Origin of the sequence: Xanthomonas arboricola, from assembly GCF_002940665.1 — a bacterium.
GTDB classification, from domain to species: domain Bacteria; phylum Pseudomonadota; class Gammaproteobacteria; order Xanthomonadales; family Xanthomonadaceae; genus Xanthomonas; species Xanthomonas arboricola_B.
The window spans coordinates 440,547-465,384 of the sequence record NZ_MIGY01000002.1 but is presented as its reverse complement, the minus strand read 5'-3'; the positions used below and the strand labels follow the sequence as shown (position 1 = coordinate 465,384).

General features: G+C 63.4%; 23 protein-coding genes and 1 pseudogene. 6 read left to right on the top strand and 18 right to left on the bottom strand.

The annotated features are described in order from the left end of the window. The first annotated feature begins 47 nt into the window (after positions 1-47). Complete coding sequence (locus tag XarjCFBP7645_RS08940; protein ID WP_104537205.1) at positions 48-962, top strand: LysR family transcriptional regulator; 915 nt, start codon at positions 48-50, stop codon at positions 960-962. Positions 963-992: 30 nt separating this feature from the next. Here XarjCFBP7645_RS08940 and XarjCFBP7645_RS08935 read toward each other — a convergent pair whose 3' ends face one another. The 4 genes from XarjCFBP7645_RS08935 to XarjCFBP7645_RS08920 all read right to left on the bottom strand — a co-directional run bounded on the left by XarjCFBP7645_RS08935 (position 993) and on the right by XarjCFBP7645_RS08920 (position 4,478). After that, positions 993-1,256, bottom strand: a complete 264-nt coding sequence (locus XarjCFBP7645_RS08935) for an entry exclusion lipoprotein TrbK (RefSeq protein ID WP_104537204.1) — start codon at positions 1,254-1,256, stop codon at positions 993-995. Further along, the gene (locus tag XarjCFBP7645_RS08930; protein ID WP_104537203.1) at positions 1,253-2,197 is read right to left on the bottom strand and encodes a LysR family transcriptional regulator; all 945 of its coding nucleotides are present in this window, start codon (positions 2,195-2,197) and stop codon (positions 1,253-1,255) included. Before XarjCFBP7645_RS08930 ends, XarjCFBP7645_RS08935 begins: the two co-directional genes overlap by 4 nt. A 67-nt stretch (positions 2,198-2,264) precedes the next feature. Further along, positions 2,265-2,909, bottom strand: coding sequence for an RBBP9/YdeN family alpha/beta hydrolase (locus tag XarjCFBP7645_RS08925; protein WP_219842089.1), 645 nt, complete (start codon positions 2,907-2,909; stop codon positions 2,265-2,267). 15 nt (positions 2,910-2,924) lie between these two features. Then, positions 2,925-4,478, bottom strand: a complete 1,554-nt coding sequence (locus XarjCFBP7645_RS08920) for an MFS transporter (RefSeq protein WP_104537201.1) — start codon at positions 4,476-4,478, stop codon at positions 2,925-2,927. 101 nt (positions 4,479-4,579) lie between these two features. Between XarjCFBP7645_RS08920 and XarjCFBP7645_RS08915 the strand changes: the two genes are divergently transcribed. Beyond that, positions 4,580-5,374, top strand: a complete 795-nt coding sequence (locus XarjCFBP7645_RS08915) for a helix-turn-helix transcriptional regulator (RefSeq protein ID WP_104537200.1) — start codon at positions 4,580-4,582, stop codon at positions 5,372-5,374. A 30-nt stretch (positions 5,375-5,404) separates the two neighbouring features. Here XarjCFBP7645_RS08915 and XarjCFBP7645_RS08910 read toward each other — a convergent pair whose 3' ends face one another. From XarjCFBP7645_RS08910 to XarjCFBP7645_RS08860, 9 genes and pseudogenes are all read right to left on the bottom strand, one after another. Next, positions 5,405-7,399 carry a relaxase/mobilization nuclease domain-containing protein gene (locus tag XarjCFBP7645_RS08910; protein WP_104537199.1) on the bottom strand — a complete coding sequence of 665 codons (1,995 nt, stop codon included), beginning with the start codon at positions 7,397-7,399 and terminating at the stop codon, positions 5,405-5,407. 448 nt (positions 7,400-7,847) lie between these two features. Then, entirely contained in the window at positions 7,848-8,447 is a 600-nt protein-coding gene (locus XarjCFBP7645_RS08900; RefSeq protein ID WP_104537197.1) for a S26 family signal peptidase, read from the bottom strand. Continuing rightward, positions 8,444-9,001, bottom strand: coding sequence for a DUF2840 domain-containing protein (locus XarjCFBP7645_RS08895; RefSeq protein ID WP_084304872.1), 558 nt, complete (start codon positions 8,999-9,001; stop codon positions 8,444-8,446). The genes XarjCFBP7645_RS08900 and XarjCFBP7645_RS08895 overlap by 4 nt, the downstream gene beginning before the upstream one ends. Then, the gene (locus XarjCFBP7645_RS08890; RefSeq protein WP_104537196.1) at positions 8,998-9,261 is read right to left on the bottom strand and encodes a chromosome partitioning protein ParB; all 264 of its coding nucleotides are present in this window, start codon (positions 9,259-9,261) and stop codon (positions 8,998-9,000) included. Before XarjCFBP7645_RS08890 ends, XarjCFBP7645_RS08895 begins: the two co-directional genes overlap by 4 nt. Beyond that, complete coding sequence (parA, locus tag XarjCFBP7645_RS08885) at positions 9,258-9,896, bottom strand: ParA family partition ATPase (RefSeq protein ID WP_104537195.1); 639 nt, start codon at positions 9,894-9,896, stop codon at positions 9,258-9,260. Before parA ends, XarjCFBP7645_RS08890 begins: the two co-directional genes overlap by 4 nt. A 301-nt stretch (positions 9,897-10,197) precedes the next feature. Next, positions 10,198-11,067: a replication initiator protein A gene (locus XarjCFBP7645_RS08875; RefSeq protein WP_429001460.1), complete on the bottom strand. Its 870-nt coding sequence runs from the start codon at positions 11,065-11,067 to the stop codon at positions 10,198-10,200. 14 nt (positions 11,068-11,081) lie between these two features. Continuing rightward, a complete protein-coding gene (locus tag XarjCFBP7645_RS08870) occupies positions 11,082-11,366 on the bottom strand; it encodes a helix-turn-helix transcriptional regulator (protein ID WP_084304870.1) in 285 nt (94 codons plus the stop codon). A gap of 119 nt (positions 11,367-11,485) precedes the next feature. After that, positions 11,486-12,256 carry a DUF2285 domain-containing protein gene (locus XarjCFBP7645_RS08865; protein WP_104537193.1) on the bottom strand — a complete coding sequence of 257 codons (771 nt, stop codon included), beginning with the start codon at positions 12,254-12,256 and terminating at the stop codon, positions 11,486-11,488. A gap of 337 nt (positions 12,257-12,593) precedes the next feature. Beyond that, positions 12,594-12,936 (bottom strand): annotated as a pseudogene (locus XarjCFBP7645_RS08860) (DUF2958 domain-containing protein). Positions 12,937-13,253: 317 nt separating this feature from the next. Here XarjCFBP7645_RS08860 and XarjCFBP7645_RS08850 point away from each other — a divergent pair. Together XarjCFBP7645_RS08850 and XarjCFBP7645_RS08845 are read left to right on the top strand one after the other, a co-directional pair. Next, positions 13,254-13,547, top strand: a complete 294-nt coding sequence (locus tag XarjCFBP7645_RS08850) for a helix-turn-helix domain-containing protein (RefSeq protein WP_094098531.1) — start codon at positions 13,254-13,256, stop codon at positions 13,545-13,547. A 59-nt stretch (positions 13,548-13,606) separates the two neighbouring features. Next, positions 13,607-14,470, top strand: a complete 864-nt coding sequence (locus XarjCFBP7645_RS08845; RefSeq protein WP_181126264.1) for a DUF4238 domain-containing protein — start codon at positions 13,607-13,609, stop codon at positions 14,468-14,470. A 21-nt stretch (positions 14,471-14,491) separates the two neighbouring features. On the opposite strand, the gene XarjCFBP7645_RS08840 is transcribed toward XarjCFBP7645_RS08845, so the two are convergent. From XarjCFBP7645_RS08840 to XarjCFBP7645_RS08810, 5 genes are all read right to left on the bottom strand, one after another. Then, positions 14,492-15,787 (bottom strand): hypothetical protein, encoded by a 1,296-nt coding sequence (locus XarjCFBP7645_RS08840; RefSeq protein ID WP_104537191.1) that lies wholly within the window; start codon positions 15,785-15,787, stop codon positions 14,492-14,494. Between the two features lie 139 nt (positions 15,788-15,926). Next, positions 15,927-16,241, bottom strand: a complete 315-nt coding sequence (locus XarjCFBP7645_RS08835) for a DUF736 domain-containing protein (RefSeq protein ID WP_104537190.1) — start codon at positions 16,239-16,241, stop codon at positions 15,927-15,929. Between the two features lie 783 nt (positions 16,242-17,024). Beyond that, positions 17,025-17,210, bottom strand: coding sequence for a hypothetical protein (locus tag XarjCFBP7645_RS08820; protein ID WP_064122839.1), 186 nt, complete (start codon positions 17,208-17,210; stop codon positions 17,025-17,027). Between the two features lie 62 nt (positions 17,211-17,272). Next, positions 17,273-19,321 carry a ParB/RepB/Spo0J family partition protein gene (locus tag XarjCFBP7645_RS08815; protein ID WP_104537189.1) on the bottom strand — a complete coding sequence of 683 codons (2,049 nt, stop codon included), beginning with the start codon at positions 19,319-19,321 and terminating at the stop codon, positions 17,273-17,275. Positions 19,322-19,400: 79 nt separating this feature from the next. Beyond that, on the bottom strand, positions 19,401-20,228 hold the full coding sequence (locus tag XarjCFBP7645_RS08810; protein ID WP_104537188.1) for a DUF932 domain-containing protein: 828 nt from the start codon (positions 20,226-20,228) through the stop codon (positions 19,401-19,403). 695 nt (positions 20,229-20,923) lie between these two features. On the opposite strand from XarjCFBP7645_RS08810, the gene XarjCFBP7645_RS08805 reads away from it, so the two are divergent. Together XarjCFBP7645_RS08805 and XarjCFBP7645_RS08800 are read left to right on the top strand one after the other, a co-directional pair. Beyond that, a complete protein-coding gene (locus tag XarjCFBP7645_RS08805) occupies positions 20,924-23,068 on the top strand; it encodes an ATP-dependent nuclease (RefSeq protein ID WP_219842087.1) in 2,145 nt (714 codons plus the stop codon). After that, positions 23,065-24,798 (top strand): UvrD-helicase domain-containing protein, encoded by a 1,734-nt coding sequence (locus XarjCFBP7645_RS08800; protein WP_104537187.1) that lies wholly within the window; start codon positions 23,065-23,067, stop codon positions 24,796-24,798. The genes XarjCFBP7645_RS08805 and XarjCFBP7645_RS08800 overlap by 4 nt, the downstream gene beginning before the upstream one ends. The last annotated feature ends 40 nt before the right edge of the window (positions 24,799-24,838 follow it).

The following is a 24,838-nucleotide window of genomic DNA, read 5'->3' as shown; positions in this document are numbered from 1 at the left end:
TGAAATAGATGCGTTAATTCAATTCACCATTGAAATGGATTCATTGAATGTCCCGCCAGAACATCAATCGAGCTTTCGAGATGGAAGTGTTCATCGCGGTGGTCGCCGCCGAAGGCTTCACCGCCGCCGCCGAGCCGTTGGGTATGACGGCCTCGGCCGTCAGCAAGCTCATCAATCGGCTGGAAACGCGCCTGGGGACAAAGCTGCTGCATCGCACCACACGCAAGCTGCAACTCACGCCCGAAGGCAGCGCCTTCCAGGAACGCTGCCTGCGCATCCTCGACGACATCGACTGCGCCGAGCACGAGGCCGCACAGGTGGGATCGCCGCGCGGGCGCGTGCGGATCAACAGCCATGTGGCCTTCGGCGTCCATTACCTGCTGCCGCGCCTGTCGGAATTTCTGGAACGCTACCCGGACGTTCAACTGGACGTGACGCTGAGCGACATCGTGGTCGATCTGCTGGACGATCGCAGCGACGTGGCGATCCGCACCGGGCCGCTGCCCGATTCGCGCCTGACCCAGCGCCGGCTCGGCGCCAGCGGCCTGGTGGTGGTCGCCTCGCCGGACTATCTGCGGCGCGCCGGCACTCCCGAACGGCCCGAAGACCTGCACCAGCACCGGCGCCTTGGCTTCAACTACGCCCGGCATGTGGATGCTTGGCCTTTCATCAACGGTGATGGCGCGCACATCGCCATCGCACCGTCGGGCGACCTGCGCCTGGGCGATGGCGAGAGCATGCGCCAGATGGCGCTGGCCGGGGTCGGTGTCGCCCGGCTGGCGCGTTACCACGTCGGAGCCGATCTTGCCGCCAGCCGGCTGGTGCCCTTGCTGGAAAGCCACAACTGCGGCGCCGTGGAAGACATCCATGCGGTGTTCGTCGGCCCCGGCCGCCATGTGCCGGCAAGGGTCAGGGTGCTGCTCGATTTCCTGGCCGAACGGGTCGCGCAGGATTTGGCTTGAACCATCAGCAGGAAGGCCATTCGCCCACGGTCAGAACTTGGGCTGATTCTCCGGCGGCGTGTAGGGAGTATTGCCATCGCCATAGAACCGTTTGCGTGTAGCCTCGGCCACGCGGTTGCACAGCATGTCGCCCAGCGTGGCGCGATCGGTATTGCATTGCTGGCGCAGTTCTTTCAGGCGCACAGGGTCGGATGCCAATTCTTCCACGGTTGGCACGCTTTTCGTCTTTGGCGTTTCGGCTGGGCCGCAGGCGGTCAGCACCACGACCAGCAAAAATGGGATCGCCTTCTTCATGGCGTGGGCTCCTCTGGGAGGGCAGGTAAATGTCCTGGCACTGGCCGGGCATCTTCGGGGGATTCGATGGCCTGTACGCGCCCGATGAAACGGGCCAGCGTTTCCGAGGGTTCGCCATCCAGGCGCAGCAAGTAGGTCGTGAGCATCGGCGAGCGGCCGACCAACGGCCGCGCGACGACGCCTTGTTCTCGGCTGGCCGAGATGTGCGCAGCGCCGGTCAGGCCCAGGGCGAAGCCGGCCGAAACCAGCGCCATCATCAAATCGCAGGACGCCACCCGCTCGGCCACCAGAGGCTCCATGTCCACGCGGCGCAGCACGCGCTCGACCTGCCGCGCATGACCTTCGCACGCCTGCTGATCGCACAGCACCAGCGGATAGCGCAGCAGTTCTTCGAGCGGGATGCGCTTGTGTGCCAGCAAGGGATGCCGTGCGGGCACGGCCACCATCAGCGGATCGTTCCAGACGGGCAAGGCGACGATGCCATCGCCGGCGTCATCGGCGCGGGCAAAGCCCACGTCGTATAGATCGTCGTGCAGGCCCTTGATCTGCTGCGCAAGCGGCACTTCGGTCAGGCGGATTTCGACTTCCGGCTCCTCCTGTCGGCAGAGCGCGAGCAGCGCTGGTAGGCGTGATGGCGTGATGCCGTCAGACAAGGCGATACGCAACTGGCCGTGGAAGCCGTTGGCCGCCGCCTTCACGCTGTCGCGCGCCTGCTGCAAGGCGGCGAAGACGCGCGGCACATGATCCAGAAACAGCTTGCCTGCTCGCGTCAGGCGGGTGCTGCGTGTGGTGCGGGCGAACAGCACCACGCCAAGTTCATCCTCAAGTTCCTTGATGGCGCGTGACAGCGGCGACTGCTCGATGTGCAGTTTCTCTGCTGCGCGGGCGAAGTGAAGTTCTTCGGCGACGGCCAGGAAGCAGCGGAGATGGCGCAGTTCCACGGTGCTACCTCTCCTTACATGAGAACGTATCGGCCATCGGAGGAACGGTAATTCAATTCGCCCCATCTCATCGGCCGGACCCAAAAATCTGCCGGAGTTCATCGAGAACCAGCGGAAACTCGGTGAATCCATCGCTATCCAGGAAATGCCCCCCGTGCTGCACTGAAATGAATTTGGCATCCAACGACCGCGCCATCCTCTCGCTCAAGGCGTGCGGAACGATCGTGTCGTCTGCCGCCGCAATAACGAGGCGATGGCCTGAGATTCTGGAGATTTTCTCGTAGTCGATGTCAGGTTTGGCGAAGTCGTCCAATTGCGGAAGGATGGGAAGACCATCGTTGAAGCCGGACACCAGTACATATCCGCCGATTACCGAAGCACCCCCTGCTGTCTCCAGATACTTCAACAATGCAATGCCGCCGAGACTATGGGCGACGAAGTACGTGTTCTCATCCATCGACTCAATCTGAACTTCCAGCGCACGTTGCCAGTCGTCTGGTCGAGGCGAATCGGGTGAAGGCAGCGTGACTATGGAAACCACCACTCCCTGCTTCTCCAGTTCCTGCTTGAGCCACGGGAACCAGTGACGGTATGGTGAGGCGCTGTATCCGTGAACAATGTAGACGCGCATGTTTGCCTCTTGATGGCTGGCAAAGGTGCCGCCCGATAGATTGAACGACAGCGAAAATAAAAGAGCAGCAACGCTTTTCATTCTTGACGACCCATGTCAGACCTTGCGGGCATTTGTGCCCACATGGCGCAACGTCACAGCGGAAAGCACAGCGAGCCCGCTAACGATCACCGCGCTGAAGACTGCTGCACCTTGAAGTCCTGTGATGAACGCGGTCTGCGCTTGTTCTATCAATCCCACCGACAACTCCGATGTGATGGAAGACGCCGCCCACAAGCTGTCGCTGACGGCCTCGCGCGCCGTGGCGTCAAGGTCATCCGGTAAATGACCGGCTATAGCGCGGTGATAGATCGCACTGGCGATGCTCCCTAGCAGAACGATGCCCAGCGAAACCCCCAAGTCCTGCATCACCTCCGTCATCGCAGAAGCAGAGCCTGCCTTCTCTGCTGGAGCGGCCGCGATCACCAAGTCGGTTCCCACGGCGGTGATGGTGCCATTGCCTAAGAAGGCTAGCGCCAGAGCAGCGACCGCCAACGCCACGCCGGCGGTGCCATGCCCCAGTTGCGTCAGCATCAGGTAGCCCACTACCGACAGCGCCAGCGAACCGGCGACCACGTAGCCGGGTCGTATCACCCGAGCGACTAGCGACGCGCCGGTGCCGCCGACAATCATCGCCAGCGCCGCCAAGCCCATCCACAGGCCTGCGACCAAAGGTGTGTAACCTGCCACCAACTGTAGATACTGAGTAACCAGCAACATGGTGCCGCCGACCGCCACCAAGCCAAACAGCAGCACGATCAGTGCTACCGAGAAGGCCCGATCAGCAAACAAGCTCAAATCGAGAAGCGGATCGGCCAACCGACGTTGCCGCCTGACAAACATCCAGCCAAACAGCATTCCAGCCAAGATGGCGATAACGGCATCAAGAGCGATACCTGATCCCGCGATCTGCTTGATGCCATAGACGAAGGGCAGCATGGCGGCGAGCGAGAGCGCGACGCTGAACAGGTCCAGCCTTCCGCCGTTTGGCGCGCGGTATTCGGGCAACAGAAACGGGGCGAGTATCAGCAAGACGATTACGACAGGCACCGCGATAAGGAACCCGGCCCCCCACCAAAACCACTCCATCATCAGGCCACCCACGACTGGCCCTAATGCATAACCAATCCCCCACATCGCCACATAAAGACCTATGGCAAGTGCGCGCTGACGCGGAACGGCAAACAAATTGCTGATAAGCGCCAACGTCGAGGGCATCAGCGTGGCACCTGCCACGCCGAGGGCAGCCCGCGCCGCGATCAGCATGTTGGCGCTCGTCGAAAAGGCCACGACCATCGAGGCAGCGGCAAAAGCGACCGCGCCGATCAGCAGCAACTTGCGACGGCCGATGCGGTCGCCCAGCGTGCCCATCGTGATAAGGAAGCCCGCGATCAGGAAGCCATAGGCATCCATGATCCAGAGCGCCTGCGTGCTGGTCGGCTGCAAATCGAGCGCGAGCGCTGGCAAGGTCAGGTGCAGCAGCGTCAAATCCATCCCCAACAGAACGGTGGGTAGGGACAAGAGGGCAAGCCCCGCCCAGGCACGGGCGCCAGCACGCTCGGGTGTGTGCTCGCCGGGCACTGCGATGGGGACAGACTCCCGATGTGTCATGAATGTGGCCTCGCGCCATCTGGATTGCGAAAACCACATCTTCCAGGCAATATCATCACATGACAATTTAAGTAATTATCCTATTACTAGTAGCAACAGCCATGCAGGATCGAAGCCTTAGCCGTACTCGAAGCGAACTGTCGGAGTTCCTGACCCGCCATCGGAAGAAGCTGACGCCGGGCGATGTCGGCTTGCCTGCCACCGAACGGCGCCGCACGCCTGGCCTGCGCAGGGAAGAAGTGGCGGCCCTGGCCGGCGTAGGCCTGACTTGGTACACGTGGTTCGAGCAGGGGCGCGATATCCAGGTGTCTGAGAAATTCCTGTTGAGCGTGGCTTATGCCCTCAAACTCGACGATGCCGAATGCAGCCATTTGTTCTTGCTGGCGCACAGACGCCCTCCGCCGCCGGAAGCACATCAATGGGATTCGGTGACAGCGGACATCCAGCAATTGCTGGATGACTTGCCCAGGCCAGCCTACGTACAGAACCTGCGTTGGGACGTAGTGGCCTGGAATGCAGCAGCGGATGGGGTGTTCGGCTTCGCTCACAGGCAGCGAGAAGACCGCAACCTGCTGCGGATGACATTTGCCGACCCCGATATGCGGCGACGGCTGACCGACTGGCACAAGGACGCGCCCAAGCTGCTGGCGCAGTTCCGCTATGACGTTGCCATTGCACCGGAAGACCCGGCAATGCTGGCCTTGATCGAAGATTTGAACGTGTTGTCTCCCAGCTTTCGTCGCGGGTGGGAAGTGCCGGACAGCGGGATTGCGATGCGTGGTATCGGTTCAGTTGTGGACACCAGGGGCGAGCAACGGAACTTTCGTCATGAGACGCTGGTTGTCGATGAGCACCGGCACTTGAAAATGGTGGTGTACTTTGCGGTTCAGACATAACGAATGCCAGCTATACAAGTGTCTGGGACGTTAAATACCAAGCCTGCGCTGTCGCCCAATCTCCCACGACACCCCGCTGCCGCGCACTGTCGCGGCGAGCTGCTGCCCCAGCCGCTGTTCGATCACCGGCCGCCACGGCACCAGGCTGAATCCCATGCCGTCATCGAGCATCGCGTAGCGACCGCTGGCAAGCATGACGCTGCGCCGGTAGATGCCGGCCACACGCTGCCCGTCGGCCACTGGTCGATGCTCCACGCCAGTTTCGGCGGCAATGTCCTGTGCGGCCTTCGCCAGATCGCGCCCGCGCAGCGTCGCCAGCAGGTTGCGGGCGAGGATCACGCGCTGCCCGCGCCGCTCGGCCAGCCCCTGTTCGGCCAGGAAGTTGGCGCGCTGTTGCAGGGTGTTCTTGACCTCGCCGCCAAAGCCCAGGTCGCCCAGCCCCTTGCCGCCGCCGATCAACTGCTGATCCAGCCAAGTCGCGCCGATGACGCGGGCCTGCCGCTCAATGGGCAGGTGCGATTTCAGTTCCACGGCCACGCCACCAAGGTGCTGCGCGTCGTACTGGCGGCCGCGTTCGGCCAGGTCGTCCGGCACCTTCCATAGCCCTTCGGCCACGCGCTCCACGATGCCGGCCCGGCGCAGGGCTTCCAGCCGGCGAATATGGGCCGCGACAACTTCCTGCGGGTCGCGGCCAGCCTTGGCCCGGCCCTGCTCGATCGCCAGGTGGTGATCGGTGCGGTACAGGCCATCGCTCGCCAGCGCGGCGATGTTCTTGTCGGCCGCGCGCACCTCGGCGGAACCGCGTACTTCCACCACGGCTCCGGTGGGATAGTTCGCCAGCTCGTCGCGGGCGTTCAACGCGACGTAGTGTGCCTTGCCGTCCACGCCGTCGATGACCAGATAGCCGCGGTCATGCAGTTCGTCGGCCAGCCCCTTGGCAGCGACGCGGCCGACGATGGTGCGGCCGACCTCGCCCGGCTCGAACACCGCCAACTCGCGCGGCTGGCCGCTCATGGCACGCTGCATCGTTCGGATAATGTCGCCACGCTCGCCCAGGGCGCGCAAGGTCTTCTCCGCGTCCACATGGACGGCCCAGTTGCCGGGCTGCGTCTCGTCGGCCAGCCCCAGGCGCTGCAAGCGTTGCAGGCGGCCGATCAGCAGCAGGCGCTGGCGTTGCAACCGGGGTTCATTGAAGTGCTCGATCTGCACCCGGCCATCCTCGCCGGCCTCGCGTTGCAGGGTGCGATCCAGGCTCGTCCACCGCTCTTGCTCCACCTCGCGCTGCAAGGTCTGCTGGATCTCCAGTTCGGTGCGCGGCCCCAGCCATTCCGTCGCCAGTTCGGCCGCCCGGTGGCGGAGGCCCTGGGCGATGTAGTCGCCCGCGATGATGAGGTCTTTGCCGGTGTCGTCGCGCCCGCGCACGATCAGGTGAGTGTGCGGATTGTCGGTGTTCCAGTGATCGACAGCCACCCAATCCAGCCGCGTGCCCAGGTCGGCTTCCATCCTGTTCACCAGATGCCGGGTGTAGGTGCGCAGGTCGTCCAGCTCGGCGCCGTCCTCCGGGGAGACGATGAAGCGGAAATGGTGGCGGTCGTCGGCGGCCCGCTCCTTGAAGGCATCAAGGTCGGCTTCGTCGGTCTGCGGCCCGTAGGCCCGGCCCGGTTCGCCATCGCGGCCGGCGCCATCGCGCTCGATATAGCGCAGGTGCTTGGCGAGCGACTGCGGGCTGGCGTTGAGCTGATTGACCAGCAGCGTCTTGATGGTCACGCGCCGCGACATGGAGGTCAGCTTCGCCCCGGCGAAACGCGCCGCCGTATGGCCGCGCCCAAGCCGTGAGCCGGGCCGCTGTCCGACGCGCTGGCCTTGGCCGCCGGACGCGGCGGAATGGTGCATCGAGGACTTGCCGCCGCTGGCCTTGCCAGCCTGCCTGAGCACCTTGGAAACGAAGCTCTGGCCCTGACCCTTGCCCCGGTTCTTCGGAGCGCTGGGGCGCACGCGGAAATCGTCGTCGCCGCGGTCGGTCATGGTTGCGCTCCCTGCAAGCTATAGCGTGTCCTGTCGTGCGAAGCACGCGGACATGCCAGCCTTGGCGCGGGCCACGCGCCCCACGCGGCACGGCGGCGAAGCCGCTCCGTGCTGCGCCACCCCCATGTGCAGACAGGCTTTCGACACGGCACGGTGCCGCGTCCTTTTGTCTTGCCTTCCGCCTTTGCCCTTCGCTCCCGCTCCGGGCATCGGCGTCCCGGTAGCGCTGCTGCACCCGTAGCCAGCCCACCGGCGAACGCGCCAATGGCCGCAGGCCAGGCGCGTTCGAGGCAAGACGCCTGCACGTTGGACGGCTGCGCCGGATGTTGCGCGAGGCGCGGTGCGAATGCGCCCGCGCTGCACGCGCGACGACACGGTCGCAGCAGCCGGAACGGCATGCCCGATGGCACGATGAGATGCACGGCAACGTGCAGCGAATCGGTGGCCATCATGGGCCAGTCTCCAGCCAGACCGGGTGCGCGACGCCGATCACGGCGGATGCGCTGACCGGGCCGAAATAGCGGCTGTCGAACGACGCCGGATTGGTCACGCTCAACAGGAACAGCTCGCCCGGTTCGAGGCGGCGGCAAAGCTGCAAGGATGGCAGCGGCCGGCCCAGCCGGTCGGCAGGCAACGCGGCGGCCGCAGGCACGCCGTCGATGCGTACCTGCCCGGCGACGATGCAAACGTGTTGCGGCGCGACTGCGCCCACACGTTTGAGCAGCGGAACGCGGGTCGGCAGGTAGCCGCGCTGCGCAGCCAGCATGGCGGCCCTGTCGGGCAGCGGCACCAGCACGATGCTGTCCACGGACAACGGACGTGGCAGCGAGGCGGTGCGCGGGTCGAACGGTTCGATGCGATACCAGCCGACCGCCACGCTGTCGGACGGGTTGTAGGTCAGACGCGGCAGCGGCGACACGAAAGCCGCCCAGGCCAGCGCAGCGAGGCCGACGGCAGCGAAGCCCGCCAGCACGATGCGAACGCGCAGGCGCGAGCGAGGATGCGGCGCGACTTCGTGCGTGCATGGGGTGTTGAATTGGGTCGTCATGGCAGCGCCCTTCCGGCCAGCCAGGCGGCGTGCCGCTCGGCGGTGTATTCGGGCAGCGCCAGGCGGGCCGCCAGACGGTTGCCCAGCGTGCGCCAGTATGCGGGCGACACGTCGATGGCGGCGATGCCTTGCCCTTCGATGCCGTCGATGCGTTCCAGCACGGCACGCACCGCGTTTTCGCCTTCGGCGTGCAGCAGCAGGCGTGCGCCCGGCCGCACGCCGGGGATGCGCTGCATGTCGTCCAGCGGCGTCGCGGCTTGCATCACCATGAGTTGCCAGCGGATAGTGCCGTAGTTGTTTGCTTCCCAGCGCACGCGGCAGAACATTGCACGCGGCAGGAACACCGCGCAGCGCCGCCAGCGGTCGAGCCGCAGCGTGCGCGCCGGCTCGCCGAAGCGCAGGTAGAGCTTGAATCGCGGTTCGATGTAGGCGAGCGATACGCGAGTCAGCGGCGTGCTGCCAGCCTGGCCGGCGAGCGTCGAAAGCGAAGGCGGCGGCGCAGCAGCCGGTGCAGCCGTCGCCGCATGAGCAGCAGGCAAGGCGAATGCATTCATGGCAGGTTTTCCGGGCGCTTGTCGGGAAACTCCCGCTCCAGCAAGCCGCGCAGCAGTTCGGCCACGGTCACGCCCTGGCCGAAGGCGCCGATCTTGATGCGCGCGCGCAGCGCAGGCGTCACGTCGAGCGTCAGGCGTGCGGTGTAGAGGTCGCCTTTGTTGAGCGCATCGGCATCGCCCTGGCGAATCCACGCCTCGGCGTGCGGATTCGCGGGCGGACGTGCGCCGATGCCGACGCGCTTGCTGCGCGGGCTGCTCATGTCGGCCACCGCAGCAGTTCATCGGTGAGCACGGCGATCTCGCGTGCGGCGGCGCTGTCGGGCGCGGTTTCGCGGGCGAGCCGGCCAGCGGCCACGCTGTCGGCGAAGACGATGCGCTGGCGCACTTCGCTGCGCAGCGCCGGCAGCGGCTGTTCGGCCAGCGATTGCCGTGCTTCTCTGCCGATGATGGTGGTACTGACGCGCCGATTGATGACGAAGGCCGCGCGCAGCGCAGGCCGGAACACCTGTGCCTCGCGGATCAGCGCCACCATCTCGGCGCTGGCCCACAGGTCATACGGACTGGGCTGCACGGGAATCAGCACGCGCTCGGCCGCCAGCAGCGCGGAACGCGTCAACGCGGCGATGCGCGGCGGGCCGTCGATGATGACGTGATCGGCGCGGCGGGCCAGCTCCGGCGCTTCCTGATGCAGCGTTTCGCGGGCGAGGCCCACGGCGCTGAACAGCCGGGGCAAGCCCTGCTGGCTTCTGCGCTGTGTCCAGTCCAGCGACGAACCCTGCGGGTCGGCGTCCAGCAGGATGACGTGCAGGCCGCGCAGCGCCAGTTCGCCCCCGATGTGCGTGGCGAGCGTGGTCTTGCCGACGCCGCCTTTCTGGTTGAGCAAGGCGACGATCATGGCGCGGCCCTCCGATCTGGAAAGCCAGCCTGGTTTTGCCTTGCCGAACGAGGTTGGTTTTGGGGCTGTTCTTGCCTTCGGGACTGCGGCGCTTTTTGCCTTGCGGCAGTTGTCCACCGAAACGGCGCTGCTCTACTAAAAGTTAGAGATTTAAAAGTTAGGTAGTTAGAGGGCGAGAAAACCCAATACTGGCACGGGTTTGCGGCTGATTGGCACGCCTGATAGCACGATAGTGCCACGCCTGATAGCACGATACCCCGCACGCCTGATAGCACGACACCATTCACAGCTTGTCCCGGAGTTATCCCCGTGCCGTGGGCGGCACGGGCCGGAACGTCAGCAGTTCCGTCCCGTCGTCCGGCATCCGCTCGATGCCCAGGACGTAGCCGGGCAGCGACTGCCGCGCCACCAGTGCGCGCAGGTCGCAGGCGAAGTCGTAGGGCTTGGCGGTGCTGCCGGATTTCTGGTGCAGGTAGCGAAAGTCGAACTGCCAGCCGTATTCCTGCTTGCCGCCGTGCTTGCGCACCAGACGGTACAGCCAGCGTTCGATGCCGCCCGTGAGTCGGAAATACGCCGGGTCGATGGTCAGCACCAGGGCGGCGTCGAGCACGCCTGCATAGAACCAGTCCGGCAGGATCAGTTCGATGCCCAGCGGCGTGCCGCTGGCATCGGCCAGTTCCTTCCACTCGTTGATCCATGAAAACCGATGCAGGCGCCGCCCCGTCGTCTCGCGGATGGACGTGGCCACCGTGGTCGATTGCAGGCGATCCAGCGCGGCCTTGAGGCGCTGGTAGTCGCGTAGCGACTTGCCGCGCCCGATGAAGCGCAGGATCTCGTAAGGCGTGGCACGCATCAGCCGCGACGGCTGCAAGCCCGCGTCCTTCGCCTCCACGATCTGCGAGGCCGCCCATATCAGCACGTCCGCGTCCCAGATCGTGGCGATGCCGTGCTCCTGCGTGCCTTCCACGCGGATCGTCACGTTGCCTGCGCGAAAGTCGATCGGCGCCGTGCGCCGCGACTTCGCCAGCGAGAAGAACGGATAGGCCATCAAATCCTGGCTGTCGCGCGGCGCCATGTCGCCCGGCAAGGCGCGGAACAGGTCGAGCTGTTCGCGCTCCTGCACCGACCGCTGCCGGGACGGCAGCGCGGGACTGGACATGACGGCGGCCACCCGTGAACCGACGATCAGCGGCGATCACGGTAGTCACCCGCATGGCGCTCGGCGTACTCCGGGTCGGACGTGGCATCGAAACTACGTGCATCGGCCCAGGCGTCGAGGTCGGCCACCGCGTACATGACGCGCCGGCCGAACTTGCGAAACTTCGGCCCGCCGCCGATCACGCGCTGTTTCTCCAGCGTGCGCGGGCTGAGGCGCAGGTATTCGGCGGCCTCGTCGTTGGTGAGGTAGCGTTGGGGCTGCGCGGGCGCAGCGACGGCAGCGGCGGCAGGCCGCAAGGGAGCGGGTCGCATGGTGTGAACCTCCATCGGTCGGCAAAGCCCGGTCACGCAGCGCGACCGGATGGAGTCAGTCTCAAGAAAGCGAGGCTTCCTGCTAAGGGACGACTTGCAGGGGGCGCGAAACGTCCCCCCTAATGCGGTGCAATTGGCGGAAGCTGCGCCAGGCGGCGATAGCCGCCGCGCATCAGCGCCTCGCCACGCCGCACCAGCCGCCGCACGCGGGCACGCAAGGCGCTGTCTTTGTGCCAGTCGGCCGCGACGGCATCGGCACCGAACAGCCCTTCGGCCACCTCGCGCAAGGACGCGCCCGCGAGGGTCGCGTCGAGCGCCTGCAAGGTGTGCAGTTCCAGCAGCGCGGCGGGTGTGGGCCGGGATCGGGCCGTTGCCACAGGCGCGGCCACGGTCGCGGCGGACAGCGCATCCAACTCGGCCGCGAGCGTGCGATAGCGCGCGCAGGGCGTGGCGCAGGCACGGGTGGCGTAGAGGTAGGCCATGCCGTCTTCCAGGCCCGGCGCCAGTGCGAGCCGCATACAGCAGCCGGGCCAGCGCGACACCAGCACCAGGCGCTTGCCATCATGGATCAGGTGCTTGCGGCCGGGGACGCGCCAGAACTCGAAGGCGTAGGCTTCGGGCGGTGGGTCGGCATCGGGATAAAGCTGCACCACGGCATCGTGATCGGGGAACCAGGCCGGATGTGCGTCGCGCGCATCCAGGGCCGGGTCTTCCAGCAGGCGCAGGCCCCAGGCGTGCGCCGCGTCTGGTCGGCGGCGACGGCGCAGCCAGTCGCGCCGGTAGTCGGGGTTGCGGCGCAGGTATTCCCAGGCCAGCGCGGGGCCGTCAAGGTGCAGCGTGTAGAGATACGCGGCGGTCGGATACCAGTGTTCGGCGCTCGGGTCAGCCATGACGCAACCTCCTGTCGTTCAGCAGGAACGTCGCGACGGATTCCGGCGTGCGAGAGCTATCGAGTCGCCATCAAGTAGTCATCGAAATCGAGGTAAACTGTAACTGCTGGTGTCAAGACTGATTCGCTCCAGGGCATTGCGGAAATCGTCTGAATGCGACGGCTGCGCCGCCACAAAAATGGTGCGCAGCGTGGAGCACCGTGCAGCAGCCCGCGTCAAAGATCATGACTGTTTGCATCAGAAGCGTACCGCTTCGGTGCAAGAGTGTGGATTCAGACGTTCCGGGTCTTGGGTAAGACCGAAATAGTCAGAATGCGCCGTCGTTGGCTGAGGTTGCTCAGTCGGTGATCGAGCCGTTTTCCTCGGCCAGCCGCAGGTACTCCGACAGCAGCCGCACCGGCTGGAAGTAGCGGTCGCGCATCACCGGCTGCTTGCGCGGCCCGACGATGGACGCCACATCGGACAGCTTCACATGGCCCAGCCCGGGCATGCCAATTCCCAGGTCCCCATGCCGTATCACCATCGGCCGGATCAAGCGCGGCCAGCAGCCAGGTGGCGTGCGCGTCAGAGGTGAACAGCCGCACCGCCGGCATCGGGTCGATGCTCTGGCCCGCAGCGCGTGCCTCGCCGATGGCGAGCAGTTGGGCGCGGTGTTCGGCGGTGATGAGCGGTTGGGTCATGGTCGGCACTCCCACGAATCCGACGATGCATGGATACGTCTTCCCGTCAAAGCGCGGAACCGGCGAAGCGGATGCGTGCTTTCGTGCGGAAGCACGAAGGCGCGAGCCGTCGAATCCGTACATGCACGGAAACGCAGAAGCGGAATTGTGCAGGCCAGGAAAGACACGAATGCGGTTCCCCGATTCTGTTGGAATCCGCCCAGGCGGATTTCCGTAAAAGCACGAAGGCGGGTTGCTCAACCAGAAATGAACACTATAGATTGTAGCCCTATAGAGCGCAATCGGCTGTCATCTTGGTTTTTCAGGGGAAACCATAGGTGGCGGCGAAAAACTCATTGGCGACGGCAATACGGACGGTCAGAAAAGCGCGTGGCTTGAGCCAGGAAGCGTTCTCTGACGTGTCGAGCCGCACCTATATGAGTTCGCTGGAGCGCGACCTGAAAAGTCCGACCATGCACAAACTGGCCGAGCTGTGCGAGGTCATGGGAGTGCATCCGCTCACGCTGCTGACGCTGGCCTACGCCGGCGACAGCACGCGCAAGGTTGACCAGCTCCTGGCGCAGGTGCGCCAAGAGCTGGAAGAGATCGAAGCCACTCGCAAGGACATCTGACGCCGCGCAGGAATTGCATTACCTTCCTCTTGTGTGCGATCCGCTCAAAGCTGCTCATGATGAAATTCGAGAAAACCAATCACCACTACGTGCCGCAATACTGGCAACGCGGCTTCAGGGGGCCGAATGGGCACCTTTATGGGAAGTTCCGCGACGGGATCAGAGTCGTGTCGACGCGAACGATCATGCAGCAGGACTACCTCTACACGGTCTTCGACGATCAGTGGAACCCGTCGGACTCACTGGAAGATGCGCTCTCCGCAGTGGAAGCCGAAGATGCCAAGCTGTTCCAACGGCTGCACAGCCCTAGCTATACGAGCACAGCGGATGACAGGAACCACCTTTGCGCAGTGTTGGCTCTGCAAGCGACACGGCACCCTGACATCCTCCGGCACGGAACGAAACGCAGCCGCGAGTTGGGCCAAGTGCTGGCTACCGCTCATGATTACTCGCTAGACGAGTTCAAGGCGCGGATAACCGGCTTTGCCGTCAGCGAGGCCGATGCGCACGACTGCTACGTAGTTCTGTGCTCGCGCTCCAAGGAGCAACTAGCAGCGGATCTGGCCGAACTGACCGGGCTGTCGCCGCAGTCCTCGCAGCTTCCCGAGCAAGATGCCCTTCGTGCGATGCCGCTGGTCGAGCAGCACTTGCAGCAGATGGAGCTGTGGCTGCTCGATGTGCCAGCGACTGAGGCGTTTGTGTTGGGAGACACGCCGATTCCGCAATCCGATCTGCGTCAGGGTTTCTCGGTGCCGCTGTCCCGATCCCTCGCCGTGCTGGCGTGTCCCGCTCTGGTCCCGCAGACGTTGCTGTCCCGGCGCAATGCCACGGCGACCGAAGTCAGGGACATCAATCGCACGCAAAGCGACAACGCCCTGTCCGTAGTCGCCGGGCCTTCGGCCGCGTTGTTGGCGGCCTTGTAGTGCAGCAAGAAGTCGCCCTTTCTAGGGTACTTCCAGATCCCCCAACCATTTCACGTTCTCACGTGTCACGATCGGCGGCGCGTGCTCGGGCGCAAGTTGGTCGTAGACCCAGGCCACGGCCAGACGCAGAGTCCGCAAGTAGCCGCGACAGCGGCTTTCGTCCACCGCAGTGAACACGGTGGAGGTCAATGCCACCGGATCGACTTCCTCGTCGCGTTCCTTGGCGTGCATGAACGCATTGCGCAGCTCGCGCACCATCTCCAGCGCGTCATAGGGAGGCTGCCCCGCTGTCAGAGGCGCGAAGCTCCGGCCAGCGGCTTGAGCCAGCGCCGCCCCGGCCTCGTTGATCTTCTGCACCGGCGTCCGCCTGTCGCGGTGATCGGGATGGACCTTTGTCTGCTGGAACACCAGCCGGTTGCCGATCGCCTCGGCGCAGGCCGCGACTGCGACAACGCAATAGACGCCGTGGAAGAACGCACCTTCGGTATCGCGCTTCTGCATGGCCGCCTTTAACTCGTGCAACTCGCGCAGCGCCTTTTCGTAGTGCAGCAGCGCGAACGACAGTTCGATGCGCGGCTGACCGGCGGCATCGTGGGTCAGTCGGCCGTAGCGGGTCAGTGTCGGCGCGATGTAGTCGAACGGTTTTTCCAGCGGCGCGCGCTCGCGATGGTGTTGCATCGCAGCGGCGTGAATTTTCCCGTTCTCGACGAACATCGCATCGAGTAGCGTGGCTAGGCGACCGATGTCGCGTGGCGCATCGCGCGGCCCGTTGATGTAGTCCTCGTGGAAGGTGCGAACCATGTCCGCCAGCGGGTCGAAATCGACGTGCGAAGAACGCGGTCGGCTGTGCCGATCGACGATGACCAGCTCAGCGAAAGTACGCTGATAGCTGCCACTGCGATCCGCATAGATGTATTGCGTGCCGAGCGCGGCGAACGGGTGCATCCCGATGTAGAAGGGGTCGTTGAAATAGATCATCCATTGGGCGCGCGGGTTGGCCATGCCTTCGACGATCACCTGTGCCTCCGGCGACATCCCAGCATCGACGCCACCACCCATGAATACATTGAGCAATCGGCGCCCGCCTTCGTCGGGTCGTATGTTCTGCATCAAGCGGCCGTTGGCGAACACTGAAAACTCGTGGACTTCTTTGCGGTACGCCTCGACCCGCGCGGTATCTACCGCCAAGAATGGATAAGTCTCGATCGGAACCCACACGTCGCGGAATCGCTGCAGCACGTGCTCAACTCGCAGCCAATCCGGCATCTGCGTATCCGGCAGGATTTCGCCGTTGATTCCTTCAAACCGCTGCTGCATGTTCTATCCCATCGGTTGCCGTCGATTCCCAAGGTTAGATGGTATTGGACGAGCACGTCCGCATGCAGTGGAGACATCCTCTCTACGGACGTGCCAGCACGGCGCCCCGTCGCAATGGACGGGGCGCGGTGGGCGGCCGTCAGGCCGCCTTGGGCTTGCTGCGCGACCAGATCAGGTCGTGCGTGCCGTCTTCGTTCTCGATCAGGCGGGCATAGACCGTCGCCGGGAACGAAGGGTCGTCGAGGGACACGGACACGTAGGGCCGCCCGGCTTCGCTGGTCTTCTTCCACGCCGCGCCGATGTCGTGGCCGGCAGCCTGAAGGCGGAAGTCGGGGGCGTTCTCGGTGTCGCCCTTGTCGTTGGGAACCAGCTTGACCTTGACGTTGAGGGTCAGGGTGCGGAGCTGGCCGGTGAAGCCGTCTTTCTCTGCGGTGAAGGTGCCGATGTTGGCCATGATGATTTCTCCTTTCGGGTTGAACAAGGTCGCGCCAGTGCGTCCTTGTTGTGAACCGGCCGGCGGGGGATGGGCTGGCCGCACCGCGCAGCGGTCGCAACACCGTGGAGAACCTGGAAGCGAAAAGAATTTGCTGCGCGAGGAAGCCGCGCAGCGGCGGGGAAATTGTTTTCGCTGGAAGGTTGTGGCCATGAAGCCCAAGGCGCAGCCGCGCCCCCGCCAGGATTCACGACAAGCCAAGGACGCACGGGCCGCCTGTCCCGAATGGAGACATGGCCGACTCGGCATCCCCGCATGACGGCTTCACTGGCTTGCGCCCTGCCGCGGGCAAGGCCAATACCCCAACGACGAGCGAGAACGCTCCTTGCCGCAGATTGCGGCGACGGGCTTGAGGCGTGGCGTGGATGCTCCATAGCGAAGCCGGGCGGCGTGTCGGTGAACCGTCCTTCGTGACGTACAGGCGCGAACTGCCAGCGTCGAGGACGGCACGCTTTGGCACAACCTGCCGCAGCAAGCCGGGGCGTAGCCCCACAAGCCCCGCCCATTGCGGCGGGGCGCCATCGAAACCTTGCCCGCGTCAGCGGGAGCCGATGGCTGTACCGCGTGCAAGGCACTTGCACGTCCGCCATGTCGCCGCCTGGTCGAAGGCGGCGACGTGGCGATTTTGCTTTGGACGCTGGAACCGGGCGCGGCCACCGCTGCGCCCGGATCTTCGACCACCGGCCCAAAGGCGGAACGGCTTGGGGCCGGTGCTGCTCGTTATTCCTTGATTTCGATGATCCACTACACCGAACGCGGCAAGAGCTGGCCGCTGATGGGGTGAATGTCGGTGAGGTCGGCGCAGGCCGTCCAGCCGGGGGGCGGACGGTAGCCGCGCACGTCGCCTTCGCCGTGCCAGCGGCGGGCTCGCACCGTGCCAGGTGCATAGATCGCCGCCATGCGCGGGCGGCTGGTGGGGGTGCGGGTCATGGGGGCTTCTCCTTCAAGCGAAGCGCCCCGGTCGAGGCCGGGGCGCTTGCCTTCGGCGCGGGTCAAGCGACCAGTGCCTCGGCGGGTTCATCCGCCATTGCCTTGGCATCCTCCGCGGCGTCCTGCGCCTGCGTTTCCTGCGGCGCAGCTTCCGGGCCTTCGGTCTTGAAGATGGCGGGCATCCAGCCCGTACCATCGGCCAGCCGTTCCGCTTCGCTGGCAATGTCGGCCTTCTTCAACTTCGCCAGCCGGGCAGCGTGCGACGGTGCGAACTCGCCCACGGCTTCCAGAATCGCGGCCTTCGGCACATGCTGGAAGTAGCCTTCTGCGGTGGGCTGCCACCATGCCGCCATGTCCAGCCCCACGGCCTGCGCCAGTTCCGCGCCGGGCTGGTGCGGCGTGGCGCGAGGCGTCACCACGTCCACGGTCGCCGCTACGCATACCGCCAGCAGCCGCACCAGTTCGCCTTGCTCCATCGCCAGCAGCGCGGCGAACAGTTCGGCGCTGTCCTGCGGCAGCGCTTCGCCCGCGACCTGCTGCAACTCGCGCAGGGCCACGGCGGCAGGCGAATCGGGCCAGTCGGGGGCCATGCCTTCCAGCCGGTCTTGCACGGTCAGGCGCACGCCCAGCGGCAAATCGTGGCCGTAATGGCTGTCCTGCAAGACGGTCTGCACCATGCCATGCACCAGCGCGGCCAGCGTGACGTGCGGATGCCGGGCGACTTCGATTTGCAGCGCGGCGGTACGGTGCGCGCTCAGGCGCTGCGCCAGCCGGTCGGACAGGCTCGCGGCCTTGGGCTGCTCGGCGTCCTCGCCTTCGTCGTCGTTCCCGGCTTCGCCTTCCGCGCTGCCGAAACCCTGCCGCAAGCGTTCCAGCGTGCGCAGCGCCTTGGCTTCGGCTTCGCGCAGCAGCCCACGATGAATCACGGCTTCGCCGCTGCGGTCGAGGGTGACGATGGCACCGGCCACGGCGCGCACGTCCGGGGCGTAGCCCTGCAAGGCTTCCTCCACGGCTTGCAGTTCCCCGGCGACCTGTTCGCGGCGCGGTTCCAGCGCCTCGGTCTTACCCTCGTCCTCGGCGTCGTAGGCTTCTTCCAGTTCGGCGTCGATCTTGTCGAGGCGGGTTTGCAGCGAGGCGATGCGGCGGGCTTCGCGGGCGTTCGGTTCGCGGCGCTGCCGTGGCGCGTTCTGGAACGCCTGCCGCTCGGCGTAGCTCATGTGCGGCACGGCTTCCACCCACGCCCAACCCTCGGCGCGCACGTCCCCGGCCAGTGCATCCAGCTTGCCGCGCACCAGCGTTTCCAGCAGCGCGGCGTCGGTCAGGTAGGTTCCGGCATCGCCTTCCGCGAACAGGTCGCGGCGGATGCCGCCGCCCGCCGCCGTGTAGGCGCCCAGCCCGGCGAAGCGCACCAGCGGATGCGTGGCGTCGATTTCGCGTTCGGTCAGGCGTTCGCGCAGCGCGGATGCGCTGCGCTGCCATTCCGGCGCACCGTAGAACGCGGCTTCCTGTGCGGGGTGATCGTCGGTGATGGTCAGGGCCATCAACTGTTCCAGCGTGACGGCTCCGGCCCGGTAGTCGGCCAGCAGGCGCGGCGAGACGTTCGCCAGCTTCAAGCGACGCTGCACCACCAGCGGGGACACGCCGAAGTCGGCGGCAATGTCTTCTATGGGGCGGCCTTCCTTGACCAGCGCGGCGAATGCCTCGAACTGGTCGGCGGGGTGCATGTTCTCGCGCAGCAGATTTTCCGCGAGGCTGACGGTACGGGCTGAAGCGTCGGGCACCAGCAGGCACGGCACCTCAAATTCGGCGGCAATGCGCTTCTTCTTCGCCAGCAGCTTCAACGCGCTCAGTCGGCGGTCGCCGGCCACCACTTCGTATTGCTCGCCATCGGCGGACAGGATGACGACGAGATTTTGCAGCAGCCCAATGCGGGCGATGCTCGCGGCCAGTTCGGGAATGGACAGGTGCGGGGTCTTGCGTGCGTTGCGCTTGGAGCGGCGCGGCAGCAACTGCGAGAGTGGAACCAAAATCAGGTTCTTGGTCGGGTCGGCCACTTCCAGCGGCGCGGCGGTTTCGATGGCGCGGGTTTCGGTTTGGGTAACGGCGTTCATGGTGACAACTCCTTGCGGTTAGGGATGCAGCAGCGAGAGAAGCGGCAAGGGCTGCTGCCTGCCCCTGCCGCGTGGGGATTCAGGCTTTCAACTGGCGCATGCCATCGGCCAGCAGCCAAAGCGCACGGTTGAGGCGGATGTTTTGGTCGATGCCCTGCACCGGGCGGGTTTGCTGGCGGCGTCCGTTGGCGCTGCGCCCGCGCAGGCCGCCTTGGGTCAGGTTTTCTTGCGTGCGGTTGAACACGCTCCACAAGTCCGGGCGGCAATCGTCGTGACGGCGCGGCATCAGGATTTGCGATTCCGTGATGGGCGCGGGCTTGTCGGGGTCGTCGTACTTGAGGGCCAGCGCGGCGCGGGCGAACACTTCGGATTCGCCATCGTTCAAGGTGATGGCGCGCATGGCATCGCGGGATTCCTTCACCCGGTCGAAGCTGCTCAACACTTCGTAAGCGCCTTCGATGACGTGTCCGGCCACGTCGCCTTTGTGGGGTACGCGCACATCGGCCACGGTGTCGCCGAATACCAATCCGTTCTGGCAGACGAAGCGCAACAGGCCAGCCAACAATTGATAGCTACTGGTGCCGTCGTGCGAGTTCAGCAGGACGATTTCATTGGCTTCCGCATCGTTGATCTGGTTGGCATGGCGCAGCCGGATCATGTGCTTGGTGAAGTCGCGGCGGTCTTCGTTGCGCACGCGGGTCTGCGCCACCATGAAGGGCTGGAACCCTTCCTTGCGAAGCTCCGTCAGCACGGCGGCGGTGGGGATATAGGCGTACCGTTCGGAACGGCTCTCATGCGGGGCGTCCGCGAAGATGGAGGGGGCCACGCGGCGGATTTGGTCATCGGACAGTGGGTAATCGCTGCGCAGCGACGGGGAACGGGAAGCGAATCGGGATGCGAGTTGCATTGCATTTCTCCTGACGAAAAGGGTTTGCTGTTCAAACCGCACACCGGATTCCTAGATTCGGAGCCCAGCCTTTCGGCTGTTCGGTGCGGTCGGCACGAGGAACCCGGTTGGCCCTGTTGCCACCGTCTTTCCTGAGTTCATCGCCCGCGACGGTCAGGAGCGCGCGGACGGGGGCCGTCAAGGAGACAAGCGCAGGGTTGGTGCGGCCCGCAGGCGCAGCCGAGGACACGGCCCTGCGCGCCTTGACGGCACACGGGAGCGGGCTACGGTCGCGGGTAAGGTGATGAAGTCAGGGGAGACGGCTGGACAAGGCAACGGCCATCCCTTTGTGCTGACCGCACGCAAGCGAAGCGCGCAGGCCCGAAGCTGGAAGCCGGGCCGAAGGCGTCAGCCGAGCGGAGCGAGGGAACGATGGAAGCCCGTCAGGGGCGAAACCCCGCAGGGGGTTCGATGCGAAGCACGACAGCGCGACCGGCCGTCTCTTGGCCGGGGACGCCAAATCCCTGGTAGTACCTGAAAGCTACTCGGGCGAAAGACACTCGCAAGCTCCGCGTTTGGGCAAGCACCGAGCAGAGCGCCCCTTTCCTGGACATACGACCGCATCGCGGATGCCGCCTATGGCGCTGATCCAAACGATGGGCCGACGGCACCGCGCGATGTCTCGCATTCGACCACACCGGGCTAACGATGTGACCATGAAAGACGAACTACATGTATCCTTGGATTACTCATTGACACAATTTTCAGGGACTGAGATGCGAATTGAGAAAGTCAAGGTCGAAGGTTTCCGGCTTCTCCAGGATGTCGAGATCATGCTGGAAGAAAAATCGACTGTGGTAGTCGGTCGAAACAACAGCGGAAAGACATCCCTCACGGACATCTTTGATCGCTTCATTGGCCAAAGTGGAACTCGTTTCCGGCTGGAGGACTTCTCCGCTGCTTCACGCGGGAACTTCTTCAAAGCGAAGACATTGAGGGAGAGTGGAGCGAAACCGGAAGATGTGCTCTCGGCATTTCCGACGATCGCGCTCACTCTGACATTCTCGTACGACACCACCGAACCGAATCTGGGCCCGCTTGCTCCATTTGTCATCGACTTGGATGTCGCCTCCACCCGGGCGCTGGTGCGTGTGGAATATAAGCCAACATTAGCAACGCTCCACACCCTGCTCGACGTCCCCGCTCCCGCTGAGGGTGTTGATCAAAACGCCCATTTCCTTAGGTCACTGCGCGACACAATCCCCAAGGCCTATTCCATTCACGTCAACGCCATCGATCCGACGGACGAAACCAATCGGCGAGAATTTGAAGGGACCTCTGCACTTTCGGCGCTCGTCCAATGTAATTTCGTTCGAGCCCAACGCACCCTCGATCACGCTAGCCAAGGCGATGCTGATGTGATCGGAAAATTGCTGAGTACGCTTTTCAAGACGGCCACGGCCCCAACAGCCGCCGCCGCCGATCAAGAACTGGCAGCGAAGCTGAAGACTTCTGTGGAAGAGATCGAACGCGGCGTTCAAGGCGACTTTGACGCAATGCTGAAGGAGCTCCTTCCGACGATGGAGGTTCTGGGCTTCCCAAGTCTCAATGACACCGAGCTAAGGCCGGAAACATCTCTCAACGTTGAGGCGCTTCTTTCGGACCACACAAGGGTGGTATACGCGGGCACAGACGGAGTTCACCTTCCCGAGGGCTACAACGGTCTAGGGACGCGAAACCTCATTTACATGCTCTTGCAGTTGGAGAGCTACCACAAGATCTATCGCGCAAAGCCAACCCGCCCTGTCACGCACTTGATCTTCATCGAAGAGCCAGAAGCCCACCTGCATCCTCAGATGCAAGAAGTGTTCATCAGCCAACTGAACATCGCAATCAATAAACTATCTGCCACGTATCCGGACGAGCCCGCGTGGAAGGTGCAGTTTGTGATCACGACACACTCACCGCACGTGGCAAATGCCGCCTCATTCGAGGCCGTACGATATTTCTTGAACGAGTTGCCTGCGACACCGAATACGCGGCAAACGAAGGTCAAGGACTTCAAGAAGGGGATGGCGAACATATCCTCTGATGATCAGGACTTCCTCCATCAGTACATGACATTGACCAAGTGTGACCTCTACTTTGCCGACAAGGCAATCATGGTAGAAGGGACCACTGAGCGACTTCTGATTCCGCGACTGTGTGGTCTCGTGGACAAATCACTTGACGACAAACACAAGTTGGCCAGGCAGTACGTCACCTGCGTTGAGGTGGGTGGAGCGTACTCTCATATTTTTTACCCCTTGCTCGACTTCCTTGAGCTCAAGACGCTGGTTGTCACGGATTTGGATTCCACCAAGCCAATTGAGAAGGAGAACAAGAAGGGAAAAATGATCACTACTTGGGAGAAGTGCCCCGTAGCTGAAGGTCAGCGCACATCAAATGCCGCAATCAAGGATTGGTTCCGCCCACCCAATCCCAAGGATGTGGACGGTTGGCAGATCTCGCCGGCTCAGTTGCTTGCAAAGTCTGCAAAAGAAAAGATCAATGGTTGCCGCCGCATCGCTTATCAGATTCCAGAGAACCCAAAAACAGCCACCTGCGCGCGAAGCTATGAAGACGCGCTCGTCCTCGCCAACCCCGATCGGTTCGAATGGCCCAAGGAGCAAGACGAGGCCACCGAAGCATGGGACATCGCAAAGGGGCTTGCGAAAGCAGATACCGCTTTGCGGTTTGCGATTCGCGAAAAGGAGTGGAAGGTGCCGCGATACATCGAGGAAGGCCTCGTGTGGCTATCCGAGCCACCGCCACCGCCAGCACAAGTCCCAGAAGGGCAGAACGCCGCGGTGGTCGTATGACAGGCCAGGTTAAAAATCCCGCGCTTGAAGCAGCGCAACAGGCGCAGATGAGGATCGACGAAGCCCTTGACGCGGGCCGCAGCTTTAGGCTTGAGGCCGGTGCAGGTGCTGGAAAGACATATTCTTTGGTCGCGGCGCTAAAACGGCTGATTACAGAGCGTGGACCTGCGCTCGTTCAATCCGGGCAAAAAGTTGCCTGCATCACATTCACCGAGGTGGCAAGAAACGAGATCGCACAGGAAATTGAGGACCATCCCGCGATCCTGGTCGACACCATCCATGGGTTCTCCTGGGCCTTTTTACGCCAGTTTCAGAAAGCATTGAGAGACAGCTTGGCGGAGATGGAGGAGCGAAAGGAGAAGATCGAGCAAAGCGGCGGCGTCGGTACAAAGCCGGTGGATTACGACCTCGGTTTTTTTGGGGTCGGAACAGACAAGATAACGCTTAGCCACGACGACATCCCAGAGATGATGGCGAAGCTCCTATACCAAGAGAAATTCAGGCGGATTCTAGGCCAGCAGTTTCCAGTGATTTTCATCGATGAGTACCAAGACACGCATCGCCAGTTCATGGAGTCGATAACGGACAACTTTCTGAAGCCCGCAGCCGGTCCTCTCGTTGGACTTTTCGGGGATCACTGGCAAACCATTTATCGAAGCGAGTATGAGCTGGCGCAGTACCCAATCGAAGAGATCGCCAAAGGCTCAAACTTCCGATCGGTGCCAGCCGTCGTAGACGTACTCAACAATCTACGCCCTGAACTAAAACAGGCTGTTCATGACCCAGAAGCGAAGGGAGAGGCTAGGTTTTTTCACACCAATTCCTACCGAGGCGAGCGAACAAGTGATAGGCATTCCAAAGAGGATCTGCCACCAGACTTGGCGCGAAAGACCCGCGAGGGTCTGACGCAGCGCCTTCAAGCCGAAGGGTGGGACATGAGCAAGACAAAGGTACTTATGCTCACCCACAACGCCTTGGCTGCGGAGCAAGGCTATCCAAATATCGCAGAGATATTTAGCGGGCGCACTGACCTTTTCGCAAAGAAGGAAGATCCTACGATCAAGTTCTTCGCCGAAGTTGTCGAGCCGATGTGCACGGCTTATGCCTCTTCGCGCTATGGAGAAATGTTCAAAATACTTGGCTCGGGGCCAGCGATTGCCAGACACGAGGATAAGGCGAATTGGCGTCGGGATATGGATGCTCTCCAGAAGCTACGGGCAGAGGGTACGATCGGTCAAGTTATCGATTTTTTACAATCAACCAAACGACCGCTCCCCCCCGACCGCGTCCTGTGGCGCGAGGAAGAACTTAAGGCGCTGGATGGCGCCCCAATCCCCGAGGAGTCATCCGCACTGCAACGTTACAGCAAGCTGCGGGAGGTTCCCTATCGGGAAGTTACCCACGTAGTCAGATTCATTGAGAAACAAACTTCCTTCGCAACACAGCACAGCGTCAAGGGCGCCGAATTCGAAAACGTCCTGGTCGTACTCGGTGGCGGCTGGAATCACTATAACTGGCCGCAGCTTCTTGAGTTGATTCAAACAAAGGCGTTGAATGCAAAGAACACTAAAGGCTTCTACCGCGCCCGCAATCTCCTTTACGTATCCATATCTCGCCCAAAGACACGGCTCGCTGTGCTCGCGACCCAAACCGTCCCCAAGCCTGCGCTCGAAGCAGTCAACCATCTATTCGGGGCGGGTAACGTCGAAGAACTTAAGGTGATGACGTGAGGCTACTCTCAGGCTAGAAGATGATTGCAGCTTGCGACCA

Excerpts from the sequence above, each read along its gene's own strand:
- XarjCFBP7645_RS08810 (WP_104537188.1), bottom strand. The coding sequence starts at position 20,228 with ATGCAACTCGCATCCCGATTCGCTTCCCGTTCCCCGTCGCTGCGCAGC.
- XarjCFBP7645_RS08835 (WP_104537190.1), bottom strand. The coding sequence starts at position 16,241 with ATGGCCAACATCGGCACCTTCACCGCAGAGAAAGACGGCTTCACCGGC.
- XarjCFBP7645_RS08915 (WP_104537200.1), top strand. The coding sequence starts at position 4,580 with ATGCAGGATCGAAGCCTTAGCCGTACTCGAAGCGAACTGTCGGAGTTC.
- XarjCFBP7645_RS08895 (WP_084304872.1), bottom strand. The coding sequence starts at position 9,001 with ATGAATGCATTCGCCTTGCCTGCTGCTCATGCGGCGACGGCTGCACCG.
- XarjCFBP7645_RS08845 (WP_181126264.1), top strand. The coding sequence starts at position 13,607 with ATGAAATTCGAGAAAACCAATCACCACTACGTGCCGCAATACTGGCAA.
- XarjCFBP7645_RS08820 (WP_064122839.1), bottom strand. The coding sequence starts at position 17,210 with ATGACCCGCACCCCCACCAGCCGCCCGCGCATGGCGGCGATCTATGCA.
- XarjCFBP7645_RS08900 (WP_104537197.1), bottom strand. The coding sequence starts at position 8,447 with ATGACGACCCAATTCAACACCCCATGCACGCACGAAGTCGCGCCGCAT.
- XarjCFBP7645_RS08940 (WP_104537205.1), top strand. The coding sequence starts at position 48 with ATGTCCCGCCAGAACATCAATCGAGCTTTCGAGATGGAAGTGTTCATC.
- XarjCFBP7645_RS08920 (WP_104537201.1), bottom strand. The coding sequence starts at position 4,478 with ATGACACATCGGGAGTCTGTCCCCATCGCAGTGCCCGGCGAGCACACA.
- parA (WP_104537195.1), bottom strand. The coding sequence starts at position 9,896 with ATGATCGTCGCCTTGCTCAACCAGAAAGGCGGCGTCGGCAAGACCACG.
- XarjCFBP7645_RS08870 (WP_084304870.1), bottom strand. The coding sequence starts at position 11,366 with ATGCGACCCGCTCCCTTGCGGCCTGCCGCCGCTGCCGTCGCTGCGCCC.
- XarjCFBP7645_RS08910 (WP_104537199.1), bottom strand. The coding sequence starts at position 7,399 with ATGACCGACCGCGGCGACGACGATTTCCGCGTGCGCCCCAGCGCTCCG.
- XarjCFBP7645_RS08805 (WP_219842087.1), top strand. The coding sequence starts at position 20,924 with ATGAAAGACGAACTACATGTATCCTTGGATTACTCATTGACACAATTT.
- XarjCFBP7645_RS08865 (WP_104537193.1), bottom strand. The coding sequence starts at position 12,256 with ATGGCTGACCCGAGCGCCGAACACTGGTATCCGACCGCCGCGTATCTC.
- XarjCFBP7645_RS08890 (WP_104537196.1), bottom strand. The coding sequence starts at position 9,261 with ATGAGCAGCCCGCGCAGCAAGCGCGTCGGCATCGGCGCACGTCCGCCC.
- XarjCFBP7645_RS08935 (WP_104537204.1), bottom strand. The coding sequence starts at position 1,256 with ATGAAGAAGGCGATCCCATTTTTGCTGGTCGTGGTGCTGACCGCCTGC.
- XarjCFBP7645_RS08815 (WP_104537189.1), bottom strand. The coding sequence starts at position 19,321 with ATGAACGCCGTTACCCAAACCGAAACCCGCGCCATCGAAACCGCCGCG.
- XarjCFBP7645_RS08840 (WP_104537191.1), bottom strand. The coding sequence starts at position 15,787 with ATGCAGCAGCGGTTTGAAGGAATCAACGGCGAAATCCTGCCGGATACG.
- XarjCFBP7645_RS08800 (WP_104537187.1), top strand. The coding sequence starts at position 23,065 with ATGACAGGCCAGGTTAAAAATCCCGCGCTTGAAGCAGCGCAACAGGCG.
- XarjCFBP7645_RS08925 (WP_219842089.1), bottom strand. The coding sequence starts at position 2,909 with ATGAAAAGCGTTGCTGCTCTTTTATTTTCGCTGTCGTTCAATCTATCG.